The sequence below is a fragment of the Corallococcus sp. CA054B genome, from assembly GCF_003611625.1.
GTDB lineage: Bacteria > Myxococcota > Myxococcia > Myxococcales > Myxococcaceae > Corallococcus > Corallococcus coralloides.
On the sequence record NZ_RAVY01000027.1, the window covers coordinates 24,496 to 41,932 of the forward strand.

A 17,437-nucleotide genomic window follows, 5' to 3' on the forward strand; every position below is an offset into this window, starting at 1 on the left:
ACCTCGATGAACCCCGCGGACCTCCTGTCGGCCATGAAGCGGACAGTGGAGCAACTGGCCGCCTACAACGAGATGGCCAAGGCGTTGACCTCCACGTTGGAGCTGCGCGAAGTGCTCGCGCTGGTGATGCAGAAGGTCAGTGCGCTGCTCAAGCCGCGCAACTGGTCGCTCATCCTCCAGGACGAGCGCAGCGGAAAGCTCTACTTCGAAATCGCCGTGGGGGAGGGCGCCGAAGCGCTCAAGGCCCTCCAGCTCAACCCGGGGGAAGGCATCGCCGGGGCGGTGTTCTCCTCCGGCGTCGCGCGGCTCGTCCACGACGTGGCCGGCGACTCCAGCTTCGCGCCCCGCTTCGACGAGGCCTCCGCCTTCCACACCCGCTCGCTGCTCGCCGTGCCCCTGGTGGCGCGCGAGCGCGTGCTGGGCGTGATTGAGCTGGTCAACGGCCCCACCGAGCCCGGCTTCACGCATGACGACCTCACCGCCCTGTCCGCCATCGCGGACTACGCGGCCATCGCCATCGAGAACGCGCGCAACTTCCGCCGCGTGCAGGAGCTCACCATCACGGACGAGCACACCGGCTGCTTCAACGCGCGGCACCTGCGCGCGCAACTGGAGCAGGAGGTGAAGCGCTCGGCGCGCTTCCGCCACCCGCTGTCGCTCGTGTTCCTGGACCTGGACCACTTCAAGTCCATCAACGACCGGCATGGGCACCTGGTGGGCAGCGCCACGCTCAAGGAGGTGGGGGACCTGCTCATCAGCCTGGGCCGCCACAACCTGGACGCCGTCTTCCGCTACGGCGGCGACGAGTTCGCGGTGATGTTGATTGAGACGGACACGGCAGGGGCCCAGGTCATCGCCCAGCGCGTCTGCGAGGCGTTCCGCGCCCAGCGCTTCCTGCGCGAGCAGGGGCTGGACGTGGCGCTCACCGCGAGCGTCGGGGTGGCCTCCTTCCCGGAGCACGCCACCACTTCCACGGACCTCATCCGCGCGGCGGACTTCGCCATGTACGCGGCCAAGGGCCGGGGCCGGGACGGCATCGCCGTCGCCGAGGCCCCTTCGACGGAGGGGACCCCGTTGGAGGTCCCCTACGCCCGCTCCGGCGGGTGACTACCCCGCGGAGCCCAGCACCGAGTCGATGGCCTCGGTGTTGGTGACGACGTTGCCGCTCTTCTTCAGCGACTTGAGGAAGGACTCCGTCAGCTCAATCTGCTTGGCCTGACGGGCCTGGGTGCGCAGCTCCTCCTTGCGCTTGTCGAAGCCCGCGGTGTCCGGCTTCTCGCGCTCCACCACCTGCGCGACGATGTTCGCCTCGCCCACGGTGAAGACCTCGCCCAGCACCACCGGGCCGTTGGCCTCGAAGGTGGCCTTCACCAGGCCCGGCGCCGGACCCAGGTGCGGCACGGAGTCACCCTGCGCGGTGAAGCTGTCCGTCTCCACGGCCTCCGGCTTCGTCTCCGCCTCGAAGCGCAAGAGCGCGGGCTGCTGGCCGGCGGGGACCGGGAACTGCTCCTTCAGGGACTTGCCGGCCTTCGCCGCCGCCAGCGCCTTCTCGGCCTCCGCCTTGGCCAGGCCCTTGGCCTCTTCCTGCTTGAAGAGCGTGGTGGCGATCTCCGTCTTCACGTCCTCCAGCTTCTTGGCCTGGGCGTCCTTCTTCTCCTCCACCTTCACCAGGTGCACGCCCAGCGCGGACTCCACCGGCTGCGTCACTTCCCCGGCCTTCAGCGCGAACGCCGCGTCGGCCAGCGCCGGATCCCACGTGGTGCGCTCCACCCAGCCCAGCTCGCCGCCCTTCGCCTTGGTGGCGGTGTCGTCGCTGGTCTCCTTCGCCAGCGTGGCGAAGTCCTTGCCGCCCTCGACCTGCTTGCGGAGGTCCTCCGCCTTCGCCTTCGCCTGGGCCTTCTGCTCGGGCGTGGCGTCCGGGGCCACCTTCACGAGAATCTGACGGGCGCGGATCCGCTCCGGCACGTTGTAGACGAAGCTGTTCGCCGCGTAATAGTCGGCGATCTCCTTCTCGTGCGTCTTCTGGAACTCCGCGAGCTTCGCGGGCGTGGGCGCGGGGACCTTGTCCGCGAACATGGTGGGCAGGAAGCGGGCGAACACCAGCTTCGCCTGGTTGCCTTCCTTCTCGTAGCGGGCGCGGACCTCGTCGTCCGACACCACGGCGCCCGTGCGCACCACGTCCAGCATCTTCTGGGCGGCCATCTGGCGGCGCAGCTCCTGCTCGTACTCCTGCGGGGTGCGGCGGTAGAAGTCGCGCAGCACCTGCTGGTAGCGGGCGAAGTCGAACGCGCCTTCCTTGGTGTGGAAGTCGGTGTTCTCGTGGATGAGCTTGCGCAGCTCCTCATCCGACGGGGTGATGCCGTGGCGCTCCGCGGACTGGGCGAGCAGCTCCGCGTTCACCAGCCGGTCGAGCACCTGCTTGTCCAGGCCGAACTGGCGGGCCACCGACTCCGGGATGGGGTTGCCCTGCGAGCGCAGGAAGTTCATCTGCCGCGACCAGGCCATGCTGAAGTCGCGAAGGGGAATCTCCTTGCCGTTCACCGTGGCCACCGCGCTGGCGGTGGGCGCCTGGCTGCCCGTGTCCGCGAACCCGTTGCTGCCAGGGCCGAACTGGAGCGTGAACACCACGGCGATGCCGATGATGAACAGGAGGGAGAAGACCTTCCGGGGATTCAAACCGTCCATTGTGGTCACTTCACGGTCGGAAGCGCCCGCGAATCACCTTGCGGAAGGTCTCGCGGCGCCGTGTTGTTGGTAGCCCGGCCGGTGGGGATGCATGAGTGTCAACACCCCCTCATCCGGGCCTTGACTGCCTAGGACAACAGACCGGAAAATGCAAGCGATTCAGCCAGCTTAGCCCGACCCTCTCCCCCTTCCGCCCGCGTCCTTCGCCCACCCCGGGAAAGCCCCCGTCCGTGCTGTCTCTCCTCAAGCGCTACCGCCGCTTCCTCCTCGTGGCCGCCCTCCTGTTGTACCCGCTCGGCGCCTTCCTGCTGGGCGGGCGGCGCGGCCGCGATCCGAACTTCGTCGACCGGGGCGTCATCGCGCTCACGGCCCCCGTGCAGCAGGGGCTCACCGCTGGCATCGACGGCGTCGTGGCCGCGGTGCGCAACTACCTGGACCTGCGCGGCGTCCGTCAGGACAATGACGCGCTGCGGCTGGAGAACCTGCAGCTGCGGGCGACGGTGCAGGCCCTGGGCGAGGCCCGCTCCGAGAACGGGCGGCTGCGAAAGCTGCTGGCGTACGCGGAGGCCGTGCCCGGGCCGGAGATTCCGGCGCGCGTGGTGGGCGTCAATCCGGTGGCGAAGCTCTTGTCGGTGCGGATCAGCAGCGGGGAGAAGGACGGGGTGTTCCGGGGCATGTCGGTGGTGACGCCGGACGGCATCGTCGGGCAGGTCATCCGGTCCACGGGCGGCTACGCGGACGTGGCGCTGGTGACGGATCCGCAGAGCCGGGTGGCGGTGCGGGTGCAGCGCTCGCGGGCGCGAGGCACGGCGGCGGGCGCGGGCAACGGCCCCCTGACGCTGGAGAACATGCTGCGCACGGAAGACGTGGAGGACGGCGACCTCATCATCACCTCCGGCACGGATGGCATCTATCCTCCGGGGCTGGTGGTGGGGCGGGTGACGCAGCTGGAGAAGAAGGAGCACGGCATGTTCCAGGGCGCGGACATCACGCCCGCGGTGGACACCAGCCGGCTGGAGGAGGTCCTGGTGGTGGGCAGTCCGTACAGTGAAATGACCACCCCCGGCGGGGCCACCGCGGAGGGCACGCAGAAATGAAGTTCCTGGTGACCGTCATCCTCGCGCTGGTGCTGCTCACGCTGGAGTCCGTGTTCGTCCAGCAGGCGGGGCTGGTGCTGGGCCGCGTGGACGTCACGGTGGTGCTGGTGGCCTTCCTCGCGCTCCGGGCGAGCCTCACCGAAGGGGCGTGCTCCGCCTTCGCGGTGGGCTACCTGCTGGACCTGATGAGCGGCCAGCCCACGGGCCTGTTCACGTTCCTCGCGGTGTTCACCTTCCTGGTGGGCCGGCTGGTGGCGTCGTTCGTGGACGTCCGCGGCCCCGTGGCCTTCTCGCTGTTCGCCATGGGCGCGGACCTGGGGCACGGCCTTCTGTCCACGTTCTTCACCTGGCTCACGCTGAAGGACGGCTCCACGGCGCCGCTGCTCTCCGGCATGCCGGTGCAGCTGGCGCTCACGGGCGTGGCGGCCTTGTTGCTCTTCCCATTGTTCAAGCGGTTTGAAGTGGCGCAAGAGCGCCCGGCGGGGTTGCTCCGTTGACGCCTCCGACCATTGGCAACACCACTCCGGGCCGGGACCTGAAGCGCCGCTTCCTGTGGCTGGGCCTGGCCATGTCGCTGGGCCTGGTGGCGCTGGCCATCCAGCTGTACCGGCTCCAGCTCATCCGCCATGAGGAGTACGCCGCCAAGAGCGTGGCGAACTTCGTCAAGGAGGTGCGCCTGCGCGCCGACCGCGGCGTCATCAAGGACGCGCGCGGCACCATCCTGGTGGACAGCCGCCCGTCGTTCGACGCCTTCGTCACGCCGGCCTTCTGCACGGACTGCTTCGAGCAGGTGATTCCGCGCCTGGGCGAGCTGCTCCAGTGGGACCCCGAGCAGCGCAAGAAGATTGAAGACCTGGTCCGCTCGAGCCGCCGCAACGCGCCCTTCCAGCCGGTGCCGGTGCGCGTGGACCTGACGCGCGACGAGTACGACCGGCTCAACGCCCGGCGCGACATCCTGGACGGCGTGGAGGTGGTGCCCGTGCCGCACCGCAACTACCGCGCGGACATGGTGCTGTCGCACGTGCTGGGCTACATGAACGAAATCACCCAGGAGGAGCTGGAGCGCCTCAACGGGGACGGCGCGAAGTACGCGCTGGGGGACTACATCGGCCGGCGCGGCCTGGAGCGCTACTTCGAGTCCAAGCTGCGCGGGCGGGACGGCGTGCGCAAGGAAGTGGTGAACGCGCGCGGCCAGACGATTGAAGAGCTCAACGACAAGCTGGGGGAGAACGCCATCATTCCTCCCACGGCCGGCAGCAACGTGGTGCTCTCCATCGACATGCGCCTGCAGGAGGAGGCGGAGCGCGCGTTCCCGGGCGTGACGGGCGCGGTGGTGGCCATCGACGTGAACACCGGCTTCATCAAGGCGCTGGTGTCCCGCCCCGGCTTCGACCCCAACCTCCTGACGGGCCGCGTGACGCCGTCGCAGATGGCCACGCTGGCAAGAGACCCGCTCCACCCGATGATCAACCGCGTGGCCGCGGAGCACTACAGCCCGGGCTCCACCTTCAAGGTGATTTCGCAGCTGGCCGCCTTCAAGTCCGGCGTGTTCCGCCCGGAGACGGTGGTGAACTGCTCCGGCGGCTACCGGCTGGGCGCGCGCGTGTGGCGCTGCCACAAGGAGAGCGGCCACGGGCCCCTGGACGCCCGGGGCGCGATGAAGGCGTCGTGCGACTCGTGGTTCTACAAGGTGGCGGACACCATCGGCCTGGACCCCATCGCGGAGATGGGCAAGTTGCTGGGCCTGGGGCGTCCCACCGGCATCGGTGTGGTGGCGGAGGTGCCGGGCATCATGCCGTCCAGCGCGTACCACGACAAAGCCTCACCGGGCGGTTACACCAAGGGCATGGCGCTCAACAGCGCCATGGGGCAGGGCGACGTCAACGTGACGCCGCTGCAACTGGCGCTGGTGTACGCGGCCGTGGCCAACGGCGGGAAGCTCTACAAGCCGCAGATGGTGCAGCGGCTGGAGAACCTGGACGGGCATGTGATGGAGGAGTTCAAGCCGGAGGTGGTGTCGAAGGTGGACATCAACCCCGCGCACCTGAAGGCCATTTTCGAAGGCCTGGAGGCGGTGGCGCAGGAGCCCGGCGGCACCTCGTACCGCGCGAAGCTCAAGTCGGGCCTGCCCGCGGACTTCGTGGTGGCGGCCAAGACGGGCACCGCGCAGGTAACGCGCATCGGCACCGTGCGTCTGAAGACGCACCAGATGAGCTACTTCGAGCGCGACCACGCGTGGTTCGCCGGCTTCGCGCCCGCGAACAAGCCGGAGCTCGCCGTGGTGGTGCTCAACGAGCACGGCGGCCACGGCGGCGTGGACGCTGCGCCCACGGCGATGGCCGTGATTAAAAAGTACTTCGACTTGAAGGCGCAGGACGCGACGTCACCGCCGCCCCGCGCCAACCAGCCCTATACGCCGTCGTTGCCGCCGGCGCCCAGCCTGGATGAAGCGGCGCTCACGCGCGCCGTGGTGACGCCGCCGCGGGTGAACCTGCCCGGAGAGCCCATCCAGCCGCCCTCGGAAACCGGAGACGACAGTGCAACTGCGGATTGAGCGCCGGATGATGCCCCACGTGCCGTGGGGGCTCATCGTGTGCGTGCTGGGCGTGTGCGCGCTGGGCATCTGGAACCTGGCGTCCGCGTCCCGCCCCCCCATGGCGCCGGTGTGGACCAGCCAGGCGCTCTACCTGGGCGTGGGCCTGAGCGCGGTCCTGGTGGTGTGCCTGGTGGACTACCGCTGGATCCAGCGGATGGCCTTCCCCATCTACGTGCTCAACATCCTGGCGCTCCTGGCGCTGCGCGTGGTGGGCCACACCGCCAAGGGCGCGGAGAGCTGGTTCGCCATTGGCCCGTTCCGCCTGCAGCCCGCCGAGTTCATGAAGATTGGCGTCGTGCTGATGCTGGCCAAGGTCTACCACGACGACTTCCAGCCCAATCAGCCGTCCTACGGCATCGTGCGGCTGTGGAAGCCGGTGCTGGTGGTGATGGTGCCCTTCACGCTGGTGCTGGTGCAGCCGGACCTGGGCACCGCGCTGATGATCTTCCTGTCTTCCGGCACCGTCATCCTCTTCGGCAAGGTGCGCTGGTACCTGGCCGCCACCATCGTGGCGGGCGTGCTGGTGGGCGGCCTCATCATCTGGAACGACTACGTCCGGGAGATGCCCGAGCCGCGCACCACCATCGTGCGCCACCACCTGAAGAAACATCAGAGCCAGCGCATCTCCGGGTGGTTGGACCCGGAAGCGGACCTGCGCGGCAGCGGCTATCACGCCGCGCAATCCAAGATTGCCGTGGGCTCCGGTGGCCTCACCGGCAAGGGCTGGCGTGAGGGAACCCAGACAGGCTTGCGCTTCCTGCCGGAACAGCACACGGATTTCATCTTCTCCGTGTGGGCCGAGGAGCACGGCTTCTTCTCCTGTCTCCTGTTGCTCGTGCTCTACGGCGGCATCTTCATTCTCGGGCTGGGCGTGGGATTCAGCGCACGAGACCGTTTTGGAGCGTTCGTTGCGGTGGGGGTGGTGGCCACACTTTTCTGGCAGGTGTTCGAAAACATCGGCATGGTCATTGGCCTGTTGCCGGTGACGGGCATCACGCTGCCCCTCATGAGCTACGGCGGCTCCTCGATGCTGTCGGTGATGTTGTGCATCGGGCTGCTGGTGAACATCAGCATGCGCCGTCACATGTTCTGACGGCCGCGGAGGCTTCCGATGGTGGTGCAGAGGAAGGGTGTGACGACGGCGAAGGCCGGCTCGGCGGTCCGCGGGCCGGAGGACACGCAGGCGCCCCGGCCGTTCGTTCCGCCGGTGGGCACCTCGCGCAACGTGTCCGTGCCCCTCCCCGGCGCGGTGCCCCGCATCGAGATGAACCAGGGGGAGCCGGAGCACCGGCACTTCCCGCGCGCGCAGCTGGCCACGCACTTCGACCTCTGGGTGGAGGACGACGCGGGCGGCAGGCGCTTCTCCGCGGGGCTGACGTCCGTGAACGTGAGCGTCAGCGGCGCCTTCCTCGCGAGCACCTTCTTCCTGCCCATGGGCACGGTGGTGCGCGCGCGCTTCGCGCTGGAGGAGGGGGCCGCCCCCGTGGAGGCTCGCGCGGAGATTGTCCGGGAGGAGCGTGGGCCGGAGGAGCAGGGTCGCAGCGGGTTCGCCCTGCGCTTCCTGGACTTCTCAGGTCAGACGGAGGTGGCGCTCGCCCGGCTCTTCCTGGGCATGCGCCTGAGGGCCTTCACCGAGGACTACCTCAAATCCCAGCGCGCCCGCTCCCTGCCCAATGAGCTGGAGCGGGTCATCGACGTGATGGCGGCCTGGGAGCTGCTCAAGGCCACCACGCCCGGAGACCCCTGGCGCGGCGAGTAGGGCCCCGGACGGGACATCAGGCCGGCTTGCCGGTGGCGATCTGCCTGCGGCGCTCGGCCTGGTAGTGCGCGGAACACAGGCCCTTGGAGCGCTGCTCGCGGGTGCAACCACTCACCGTGCAGCGGCGGTCCATGGGCACCGGCCCGCCCGCCACCGTCTTGGGGGGACGGCCGCGGCGGCGACCCGCCATCACCGCGCCATTGCCCGGCGACGCCGCGACGGCGCCCATGCCCGGCATCCCTGTGTTCAGCGCGCGCAGCATGCCGCGGCCGATGGCATCACCCAGGGCCTCCGCCCACGACGTCAGGGCAGGGGTCAGCGGTGCTTGCGAGATCAATTCTTTGCGAAGGCGTGCCATGAAAACTCCTGTAGAAACTCGCCAATCAAGACAGGCGTGTACTCGCGACTTGTGTCTGTTGTGGCGAACTCTGTCAACAAGACATGTTGGGGTCGTGTTTGACTCGTAATGTAATTTCAATGTCTGTTGAACAAAACATGACGGGAGGATCGTCCAGTCGTCCCGGGTGGGCGTTTGTCTCAAGCGCAGAGAAATGTCTGCGTCAGGGGGCGCGCGGCACCCGGTAAGTGAAAGCCCTTAGCGTCGCGGTGAGTTGTCTTTCTACAGACATATCGAACCGCCAGCCATGTCACGTCCAGGTGTCTGGTTGGGAGCCCATAAGCAACGTCCCCTCTCACCCGGCGCGAACCCTGGCGGTGAAGGCCAGGGGCGCCATGGGTGGGAGGGGACGAGGGAGACGGCCGTCAGGGTGGGCCCGTCACCGGGAACACCTGGGCTCAGAGATTCTTCCGGACCACGTCCTCGATGCGCGACTTCGGCACCGCGCCGACAATCTGGTCCACGACCTTGCCGCCCTTGAAGAGCAGCAGGGTGGGGATGGAGCGGATGCCATACTTCTGGGGCGTGTCCTGGTTCGCGTCGATGTCCATCTTCGCGAACGTCACCTGGCCCTTGTACTGGGCGGACAGCGCCTCGACGGAGGGCGCGATGGCGCGGCAGGGCGCGCACCAGGTGGCCCAGAAGTCCACGAGCACGGGTTGTTGCGAATCCAGGACCTGCTTCTGGAAGTCCGAATCACCGATGTTGATCACGTCGCCAGCCATGTCGTCACCTCGTGTCTACGGCTTGAGTAGGATACGTCCTGGAGCTTCGCGCCCGGTGGGTGCCTCGGGGGGCGGGAAGGCCGGGCCGCTTCCGGTGGAACGGATGCCGCATCTGGCCGGAGGTTGCACCCCATTTCCGGGCCCGCCGGCCATGAGGGTGGTGTAGTCTGCGGAGCGTGACGAAGCTCTTCCTGTCCCAGGCCCAGCTTGAAGAATGGGCGCTGGAGGACAAAGCAGACCTGCGCGAGGGCCGCCTGGTGGTCGCCGCCGAGGGTGGGAGCGCCTGGCCGCTCACGCCCGCCGTCCATGTGGTGCAGCTGGTATCCGGGGAGGACACGCACCAGCTCGTCTCCCGGGTGAAGACCGAGGAGCAGCTCGGCCGGCTGGGGGCCGAGCAGATGGCCGACTCCATCCTGGTCGGGGACTCCGCATACGAGGTGGTTCCGGGTTATGTGGCGGAAGTGGGGGCGCCCGCCCCCGAGCGCAAGCCCAATTCGGAGACCGACCTGCTGGCGGCCTTCATTCTCAATAAAATGTAAAACGGGCTGAGGCAGGACTGAATGCCTCCTCGGCCGGGGTTATGAGCCTGCCGCCATGAGCCATACGCTCGTCTCGCTCGCCTGCCACGCCTACGGCCTGGCCGCGCTCGTCTACCTCGCCTTCCTGGTCCGCCAGTCCCAGGTGCTCGCCGTCACCGGCCGGGTGCTGGTGGGGAGCGGGCTGCTGATGCATTGCGTTGCGCTCATCGAACTGCTGAGCGCCCAGGGGGGCCGGTTGGTGGGCCCCGCGCAGGGCATGTCCACCTTCGCCTTCCTGCTGCTGGCGCTGTTCCTGGCGCTGGACGTGCGCTACCGCAAGCCCGTCATCGGCGCGTTCCTCACGCCCCTGGCGGTGGCGGTGCTGCTCATCGGCATGTTGATGCATGGCGGGTCCACGCCGCTGCCGGAGGCGGTGCGCCAGCCGCTGTTGCCGGTGCACGTCACCATCGCGCTGCTCGGGCTGACGGCCTTCGGCGTCGCGGCGGGGGTGGGCGTGATGTACCTGCTGATGGAGCGGGAGGTGAAGGCCAAGCACTTCGGGCTGCTCTTCTCCCGGCTGCCGTCGCTGGAGTTCCTGGACACGCTGAACCGGCGGCTCGTCGTGTGGGGCTTCATCGCGCTGTCGCTCACGCTGGCGACCGGCGCCCTGTTCACCACCACGCTGCGGGGGCTCACCTGGGCGCTTGACGCCAAGCACGTGGCGACCTTCGTCGCCTGGGGCGTCTTCGCCGCGCTCGTCAACGCGCGCATCTTCGCCGGCTGGCGTGGCCGGCGGGTGGCGCTGCTCACCATGGCCGGCTTCTGCCTGGTGCTGGTCTCCTTCCTGTCGTCCTACGACCTGTCCGCCGCTGGCCCGGGGATGCGGTAGCCATGGAATTCATCTGTATTGGCGTGTCACACCGCACCGCGCCCCTGGGCGTCCGTGAGCGGCTGGCATTGCCCGAAGCCCGGCAGACGGAAGTGTTGCAGCGGTTGGCGCAGGCGCCCGTGGAGGCGCTCTGGGTGTCCACGTGCAACCGCGTGGAGGTGTACCTGGCGGCCCCCAGCGCGGAGCAGGCGCGGGAGCGTGCGCGGGAGACGCTGCACTCGCTGGGCGGCGCGGAGGCGCTGGAGCACCTGTACGAACACCAGGGCGAGGCGGCGCTCGTGCACCTGTTCCGCGTGGCGTCCAGCCTGGACTCCATGGTGCTGGGCGAGGCGCAGATTCTGGGGCAGGTGAAGGATGCCTTCGAGCGCGGCCAGGGCGCGGGCGCGGTGCGCGGTGAGCTGACGCGCGCGTGCGCGGCGGCGTTCGGCTGCGCCAAGCGCGTGCGCACGGAGACGGCGGTGGGCCGCGCGGCGACGTCCATGGCGTCCGCGGCGGTGCAGCTGGCGAGCAAGGTGTTCGACGGGCTCAAGGACAAGACCGTCCTGGTGGTGGGCGCGGGAGAGATGGGGGAGCTGGCGGCGCGGCACCTGAAGAACGCGGGCGCCGGGAGGCTCATCGTGACCAACCGCACGCTCGCCCGCGCGGAGGCGCTGGTGGCGGAGGTGGGCGGCGTGGCGAAGCCCTTCGAGGAGCTCTTCACGCTGCTCGCTGGCGCGGACGTGGTGGTGACGAGCACCGCGTCGCCGGTGCCCATCTTCACGCGCGACAACGTGGGCGCGCTGGGCAGGGCGCGCAAGGGCCGGCCGCTGTTCATGGTGGACCTGGCGGTGCCGCGAGACATCGACCCGGCGGTGGGGACGCTGGACTGGGTGCACGCGTACGACGTGGACGACATCCAGAAGTTCGTCGCGGACAACGCCGCCGCGCGCGCGGAAGAGGCGCACAAGGCGGGCGGGCTGGTGGCGCAGGAGGTGGCGCGCTTCGCCCGGGAGCGCGCGCTGCGCGACGGCATGCCCGTGCTGGCGCGCCTGCGTCAGCGCGCGGAGGCCATTGCCCGCGCGGAGGTGGAGCGCACGCTCCTGGGGATGGGCGACGGGCTCACCGACAAGCAGAAGAAGAGCATCGAAGCCATGGGGCGAGCCATCGTGAACAAGCTGTTGCATGAGCCCACCGCGCGCCTGCGCGCCGTGGGTCCACAGGGCGAAGGCAACCGGCTGGCGGGAGCCGCCGCGGAGCTGTTCGGCCTCACGGAGGCGGAGGCCGCCGCCATCGCTCCGGAAGAATCCGCCGCACCCCCGCAGCAGGAGGCGCGCAACACCGTGGTGGCCACCGGGAGCCGGCGATGAAGACGGTGCGCATCGCGACGCGGGAGAGCCCGCTGGCGCTGTGGCAGGCGAATCACGTGGCCTCGCTCCTCAAGGAGCGCAACCCCGGCCTGGAGGTCACCCTGGTGAAGATGAGCACCGAGGGCGACCGCTTCCTGTCCGCGCCGCTGTCCGCGGTGGGCGGCAAGGGCCTGTTCGTGAAGGAGATAGAGCAGGCGCTGCTCGATGGCCGCGCGGACGTGGCGGTGCACAGCCTGAAGGACATGACGTCGGTGTTCCCGGAAGGGCTCATCCTGGCGGCGTTGCCGGCGCGCGAGGATCCGCGCGACGCGTTCTGCAGCCCGGACGGGCACACGCTGGCGCTACTGCCCGCGGGCGCGAAGGTGGGCACGTCGTCGCTTCGGCGCAGCTGCATCCTGCGCGCGCGCCGGCCGGACCTGGAGATCGTCTCCCTGCGCGGCAACGTGCAGACGCGCCTGCAGCGGACGCGCGACCTGCGGCTCGCGGGCGCCATGCTCGCGGCGGCGGGGCTCAAGCGCCTGGGATTGGACCACCACATCACCCAGGTGGTGCCGGTGGCGGAGAGCCTGCCGGCGGTAGGGCAGGGCGTGCTGGGCATCCAGTGCCGCGAGGCGGACGCGGACGTGCGCGCGCTGCTTGAGCCCCTGGAGGACGCCCTCACGCGCAACGCCGTGCGGGCCGAGCGCGCCTTCCTGGCGAAGCTGGAGGGCGGCTGCACCGTGCCCCTGGCCGGCCACGCCACGGTGGAGGACGGCCAGGTGTACCTGCGCGGCCTGGTGGGCCGGCCGGACGGTTCGCTGGTGGTGCGGGGCGAGGTGAAGGGCCCCGTACCGGAAGCGGAGCGGCTGGGCGAGGCGCTCGCGGAGGAGCTCCTGTCGCGCGGGGCGGGAGACATCCTGCGCGATTTCGGCCGCCGCGAAGGCGCTCCCCGCGCCTAGAGTGCCGGCCGTGGACCGGCGACTGGATGGCATCCGAATCTTGGTGACGCGCCCCCGTGAGCGGGCCGAGGAGCTGTGCTTCCTCCTGGAGGACGAGGGCGCGGAGGTCCTCAGCCTGCCGCTGTTGGAGCTGCATCCGCCGGAGGACCCGCGCCCGCTCGCGTCCGCCGCCGAGCACGTGCAGCGCTACCACTGGGTGGTGTTCGCCAGCCCCTCCGCCGTGGAGGCCTTCCTGGAGGCCCTGCGGCTCGCGGGCACTCTGGACCGGCTGTCGCGCGTGAAGCTGGCCGCGGTGGGGCCGCGCACCGCGAGGGCCGTGGAGGGCTACGGCCTGAAGGTGGAGGCCGAACCCCACGAGGGCACCGGCGCGGCGCTCTTCACCGCCCTGCGCGACGTGCTGGGGCCGGAGGACGACGTGCTCCTGCCCGCGGCGGAGGAGGGGCGGCGGGAGCTGGAGGACGGCCTGCGCGACCTGGGCGTGCGAGTCACCCGCGTGACGGCCTACCGCAGCGCGCCGGCCGCCGTCGAACCGGAGGCGCTGGCCCAGCTGGCCGCGGCCCCGCCCCAGGTGGTGCTCTTCGCCTCGCCGCGCACCGCGGAGGCGTTCGTGGAGGGAGTGGGCCGTGAGCCGCTGGCCTCCGCGAAGGTGGTGGCCATTGGCCCCACCACGGCGACCGCGCTGACGCAGCTGGGCATCCCCGTGGCCGCCGTCGCGGAGCGCCCCACGCCCGAAGCGCTGGTGGATGCCACCGTTCGCGCCGTTCACGGGTAGACTGTCCGCCCGGTGACGTCCGGGCGCCCAGGCGGCGCGCCCCGTGCGGACGTGACGTGAAGAGGTGCGGGTGATGAAGCGTGGGACGCAGCGGAGTGTCTTCCTCCTGGGGCTGCTGGCGCTGGCCGCGACAGCGCACGCCCAGGATCAGTTGGGCTACCAGTACCTGGACCACTGGGTGCTCAACAACAGCCAGGACCCGTTCCCGTACTACGTGGACGCGCGCAACACCCAGCCCGGGGGCAACGACCTGTCCCTGGTGGAAGACGCGGTGAAGAAGGCCTTCCAGGCCTGGCAGGACGTGGACTGCGCGTGGCCCGCCTTCACCTACAAGGGCCGCTCCAACATCGTCCCCATCCCGAACGTGAATGACCGGCTGGACGGCTTCAGCGTCGCCGCCGTCTGGGTGACGGATCCGAACAGCACCGAGTTCTCGGACGTGCTCAACGCCAGCAACAGCGTGGTGGCCGCGGTGCCGCTGACGCACGGCGGCCTCGTCTACCAGTGCGACATCTTCCTCAACGCCGTGAGCTACAAGTTCACCACGCTCTCCCCCACGCCGGCGGGCTTCATCGACATCCAGTCGGCGGTGATGCGCGGGGTGGGCCAGTGCCTGGGCCTGGGCAGCACGTACTTCTACTCGGACGCGGTGATGTACATCACGCTGGACACCGGCACCCAGCGCCGCGCCCTGACGTCGTATGACCGGGGGGCGTTCTGCCAGCGCTATCCCCAGACGGGCGCGGTGGGCTCGCCCTGTGACACCACCGCGTGCGGCGCGGGGCTCACCTGCGTCACCGCCCAGTCCACCACCAGCGGCGTCTCGCAGAAGATCTGCTCCAAGCCGTGCCCGGCCGGTACGCCCGGTGCCTGCCCGGACCCCTACCAGTGCCGCGCGTCAACGCTCATCCCCGGCTCCCAGTACGCCTGTCTGCCGGAGGCCTTCGGGTCGACCACGAAGGTGGGCAATCCCTGCACGAGCGCCAGCACCTGCGGCGCGCCGGAGTCGCGCTGCCTCACGGATGCGGACAAGACCACCGCCTTCCCGTCGTGGACGGACGGCTACTGCACGGAGTCCTGCATCGCGAACGCGGACTGCCCCCTCGGCTCCACGTGCTCCAACGTGGGCGCCGTGGGCAAGCGCTGTCTGAAGAACTGCCGCCCGGGCAAGGGCGACTGTCGCGAGGGCTATACCTGCAACACGCTGCCCGATAACGGGGGGGACGTTTGCGTCGCCGACTGCGCCACCAACAGCGACTGCGGCAGCAACTACGCCTGCCGCTCGTGCGACCACGCCTGCATCCAGCAGAAGACGGGCACGCGCACCGTTGGCGACCCGTGCTTCCAGGATTCGGAGTGCGGCACCAACCAGACGTGCCTCAAGCTCAACGGCAACCCGCAGGGCGTGTGCTCGGAGCCGTGCTCGGTGTCCACCTGCTCGTGCAGCCCCGGCAGCACCTGCCGCCCGGCGGGCACCGGCGAGGACCGCTTCTGCTTCCGCGACTGCGGCGCGAACACCTGCGCCTCGCCGCTCCAGTGCGTGCCGTTCGCGGAAGGCACCGCCTGCATCGCCGCCTGCCGCAGCAACCAGGACTGCCCCAATGGCCTGTACTGCGGCAACGGCGGCCAGTGCTACGACCCGTATGCCCAGACGGACGGCGGCACCTGCACCCTGTGCAGTGACGGTGGCACGCCGCCGCCCCCGCCGGTGGACGGCGGCACGGATGGCACGACCAACGACCCCGGCGGTTGCGGCTGCCAGAGCGCCCCCACCTCCGCGGCATTCCTCGTGGGGCTCGGGGTGTTGCTCCTGGCCACCCGCAGAAGGAGGAACGTGTGACCCAGGCGGCTCCCCCCGGAAGCAGTGGCCCCTCGCGCGGCGCCACGGACTTCACCCTGGCCTTCGTCCTGGAGGCCATGGTCGCCCAGCGCCTGCTGACACCCCAGCAGGCGCAGGAGGTGATGGCGCGGGAGCCCGCCGCACGCGCCCGCGTCCTCAAGGCGCAGGGCGGGACGGGCAAGGACGCGGCCCGCTATGACGTGTCGCCCGTGGAGGTGGTCGCGGCCTTCCAGATTCCGGCGCCGGGGGGGCGGGGCGTGCTGGACGAGGACCGCGTCACGGAGGCCGCCGCGCGCGCCGCGGGGCTGGCCTACCGGAAGCTGGATCCGCTGAAGATGGACATGGCGCTGGCCACCCGCACGGTGTCCCGGCCCTACGCGCAGAAGCACGTGCTGCTGCCCCTGGAGCGCACCGAACAGGGGCGGCTGCGCGTGGCGGTGGCCAACCCCTTCGACCGCGAGCTCTTCGAGTCCTTCCACCGGCTCACCGGCGAGCCGGTGGAGCCCGTGCTGTCCGCGAAGACGGACATCCTCCGCTCCATCGCGGACATCTACGGCTTCAAGAAGACGCTGGCCAAGGCCGCGGACGACTTTGGTGGCGCGAACGCGCAGATCGCCAACTTCGAGCAGCTGGTGTCGCTCAGCGGCACGCAGGAGCTGGAGGCATCAGACAGGCCGGTGGTGCAGGCGGTGGACTACCTCTTGCGCTACGCCTTCGACAATCGCGCGTCGGACATCCACATCGAACCCAAGCGCGCCACCGCAGTCGTGCGCCTGCGCATCGACGGCGTGCTGCACCCCGTCTACACGCTGCCCGCGCAGGTGCACCCGCCCATCGTGTCGCGCGTGAAGATGCTGTCGCGCATCGACATCTCCGAGAAGCGCCGCCCTCAGGACGGCCGCATCAAGACGGAGCGCGACGGCCGCGAGGTGGAGCTCCGCGTCTCCACGCTGCCCACCGCCTTCGGCGAGAAGGTGGTCATCCGTATCTTCGACCCGGAGACGCTGGTGCAGGACATCGCCCAGCTGGGCTTCGATCCGGACGAGAAGGGCCACTTCGAGTCGTGGATTGATCAACCCCACGGCCTCATCCTGGTGACGGGCCCCACGGGCAGCGGCAAGACGACGACGCTCTACTCCGCGCTCAAGGCGGTGGCGGGACCGGACGTCAACGTCACCACGATTGAAGACCCCATCGAAATGGTGTGGGACACCTTCAACCAGGTGCAGGTGCAGCCCAAGGTGGGCCTGGATTTCGCGGGGGCGCTGCGCCACATCCTGCGCCAGGACCCGGACGTCATCATGGTGGGCGAAATCCGCGACGCGGAGACGGCGGAGAACGCCATCCAGGCCGCGCTCACCGGCCACCTGGTGCTCTCCACGCTGCACACCAACGACGCGCTGGGCGCGGTGGCGCGCATGAAGGACCTGGGCGTGCCGGCCTTCCTGCTGGCGCAGAGCCTGCTGGGCGTCATGGCCCAGCGCCTCTTGCGCCGCGTCTGCGTGCACTGCGCGGAGGAGGCGGTGCTCACGCCGGACGAGCTCCTGGCCCTCGAGGTGCCGCTGCCGCTGTTGCCCGGCGGCGTGAAGCTGTCCAAGGGCGCGGGGTGCGTGCGCTGCCGCGGAACCGGCTTCTCCGGACGCACCGGCGTCTTCGAAATCGTCTCCACCAGCCGCGAGGTTCGCGAACTCATCGCCCGCGAGGCGCCCTACGAGCACCTGGTGCAGGCGGCGCGCCGCGGTGGCATGCGCACGCTGCGCGAGGCCGCCGTGCGCAAGCTGGCGCAGGGTCTCACCGCCTTCGACGAGGTGGTGCGGATGACGTCCGCCTTCTAGAAACACGAAGGGCCCGCCGTGAAGCACGGCGGGCCCCGCG

16 protein-coding genes are annotated in these 17,437 nt (G+C 69.9%); 13 read left to right on the forward strand and 3 right to left on the reverse strand.

Annotation, left to right across the window (positions count from 1 at the left end; all coding sequences use genetic code 11):
* Positions 1-6 precede the first annotated feature (6 nt).
* Positions 7-1,107: a sensor domain-containing diguanylate cyclase gene (locus tag D7V80_RS09665; protein ID WP_120587878.1), complete on the forward strand. Its 1,101-nt coding sequence runs from the start codon at positions 7-9 to the stop codon at positions 1,105-1,107.
* Here the strand turns inward: D7V80_RS09665 and D7V80_RS09670 are convergent, their stop codons facing one another.
* A complete protein-coding gene (locus tag D7V80_RS09670; RefSeq protein WP_120587879.1) occupies positions 1,108-2,685 on the reverse strand; it encodes a SurA N-terminal domain-containing protein in 1,578 nt (525 codons plus the stop codon).
* 230 nt (positions 2,686-2,915) lie between these two features.
* Here D7V80_RS09670 and mreC point away from each other — a divergent pair, with 230 nt between their 5' ends.
* Genes mreC through D7V80_RS09695 form a run of 5 tightly spaced genes read left to right on the forward strand, consistent with a single transcriptional unit; the run spans position 2,916 to position 8,137 of the window.
* Positions 2,916-3,782 carry a rod shape-determining protein MreC gene (mreC, locus tag D7V80_RS09675; RefSeq protein WP_120587880.1) on the forward strand — a complete coding sequence of 289 codons (867 nt, stop codon included), beginning with the start codon at positions 2,916-2,918 and terminating at the stop codon, positions 3,780-3,782.
* Positions 3,779-4,279: a hypothetical protein gene (locus D7V80_RS09680; protein ID WP_120587881.1), complete on the forward strand. Its 501-nt coding sequence runs from the start codon at positions 3,779-3,781 to the stop codon at positions 4,277-4,279. Before mreC ends, D7V80_RS09680 begins: the two co-directional genes overlap by 4 nt.
* Positions 4,276-6,336, forward strand: a complete 2,061-nt coding sequence (gene mrdA, locus D7V80_RS09685; protein ID WP_120587882.1) for a penicillin-binding protein 2 — start codon at positions 4,276-4,278, stop codon at positions 6,334-6,336. The genes D7V80_RS09680 and mrdA overlap by 4 nt, the downstream gene beginning before the upstream one ends.
* Before the next feature lie 7 nt (positions 6,337-6,343).
* On the forward strand, positions 6,344-7,471 hold the full coding sequence (gene rodA / locus D7V80_RS09690; protein WP_199738473.1) for a rod shape-determining protein RodA: 1,128 nt from the start codon (positions 6,344-6,346) through the stop codon (positions 7,469-7,471).
* Between the two features lie 24 nt (positions 7,472-7,495).
* Positions 7,496-8,137, forward strand: a complete 642-nt coding sequence (locus tag D7V80_RS09695; protein WP_370452476.1) for a PilZ domain-containing protein — start codon at positions 7,496-7,498, stop codon at positions 8,135-8,137.
* A 16-nt stretch (positions 8,138-8,153) separates the two neighbouring features.
* Here the strand turns inward: D7V80_RS09695 and D7V80_RS09700 are convergent, their stop codons facing one another.
* Positions 8,154-8,495, reverse strand: a complete 342-nt coding sequence (locus tag D7V80_RS09700) for a hypothetical protein (protein WP_120587885.1) — start codon at positions 8,493-8,495, stop codon at positions 8,154-8,156.
* Between the two features lie 437 nt (positions 8,496-8,932).
* Positions 8,933-9,259, reverse strand: a complete 327-nt coding sequence (gene trxA / locus D7V80_RS09705) for a thioredoxin (RefSeq protein ID WP_014398183.1) — start codon at positions 9,257-9,259, stop codon at positions 8,933-8,935.
* A gap of 176 nt (positions 9,260-9,435) precedes the next feature.
* Here trxA and D7V80_RS09710 point away from each other — a divergent pair, with 176 nt between their 5' ends.
* From D7V80_RS09710 to D7V80_RS09740, 7 genes are all read left to right on the forward strand, one after another.
* Positions 9,436-9,798: a hypothetical protein gene (locus tag D7V80_RS09710; RefSeq protein ID WP_014398182.1), complete on the forward strand. Its 363-nt coding sequence runs from the start codon at positions 9,436-9,438 to the stop codon at positions 9,796-9,798.
* Between the two features lie 55 nt (positions 9,799-9,853).
* Positions 9,854-10,666: an inner membrane protein YpjD gene (locus D7V80_RS09715; protein WP_120587886.1), complete on the forward strand. Its 813-nt coding sequence runs from the start codon at positions 9,854-9,856 to the stop codon at positions 10,664-10,666.
* A 2-nt stretch (positions 10,667-10,668) separates the two neighbouring features.
* On the forward strand, positions 10,669-12,012 hold the full coding sequence (hemA, locus tag D7V80_RS09720) for a glutamyl-tRNA reductase (protein ID WP_120587887.1): 1,344 nt from the start codon (positions 10,669-10,671) through the stop codon (positions 12,010-12,012).
* A complete protein-coding gene (hemC, locus tag D7V80_RS09725; RefSeq protein WP_120587888.1) occupies positions 12,009-12,950 on the forward strand; it encodes a hydroxymethylbilane synthase in 942 nt (313 codons plus the stop codon). The genes hemA and hemC overlap by 4 nt, the downstream gene beginning before the upstream one ends.
* A 10-nt stretch (positions 12,951-12,960) precedes the next feature.
* On the forward strand, positions 12,961-13,722 hold the full coding sequence (locus tag D7V80_RS09730; RefSeq protein WP_120587909.1) for a uroporphyrinogen-III synthase: 762 nt from the start codon (positions 12,961-12,963) through the stop codon (positions 13,720-13,722).
* A 73-nt stretch (positions 13,723-13,795) separates the two neighbouring features.
* Positions 13,796-15,562: an MYXO-CTERM sorting domain-containing protein gene (locus D7V80_RS09735; RefSeq protein ID WP_120587889.1), complete on the forward strand. Its 1,767-nt coding sequence runs from the start codon at positions 13,796-13,798 to the stop codon at positions 15,560-15,562.
* A 77-nt stretch (positions 15,563-15,639) separates the two neighbouring features.
* Positions 15,640-17,397: a GspE/PulE family protein gene (locus tag D7V80_RS09740; protein WP_233585238.1), complete on the forward strand. Its 1,758-nt coding sequence runs from the start codon at positions 15,640-15,642 to the stop codon at positions 17,395-17,397.
* Positions 17,398-17,437: the final 40 nt, after the last annotated feature.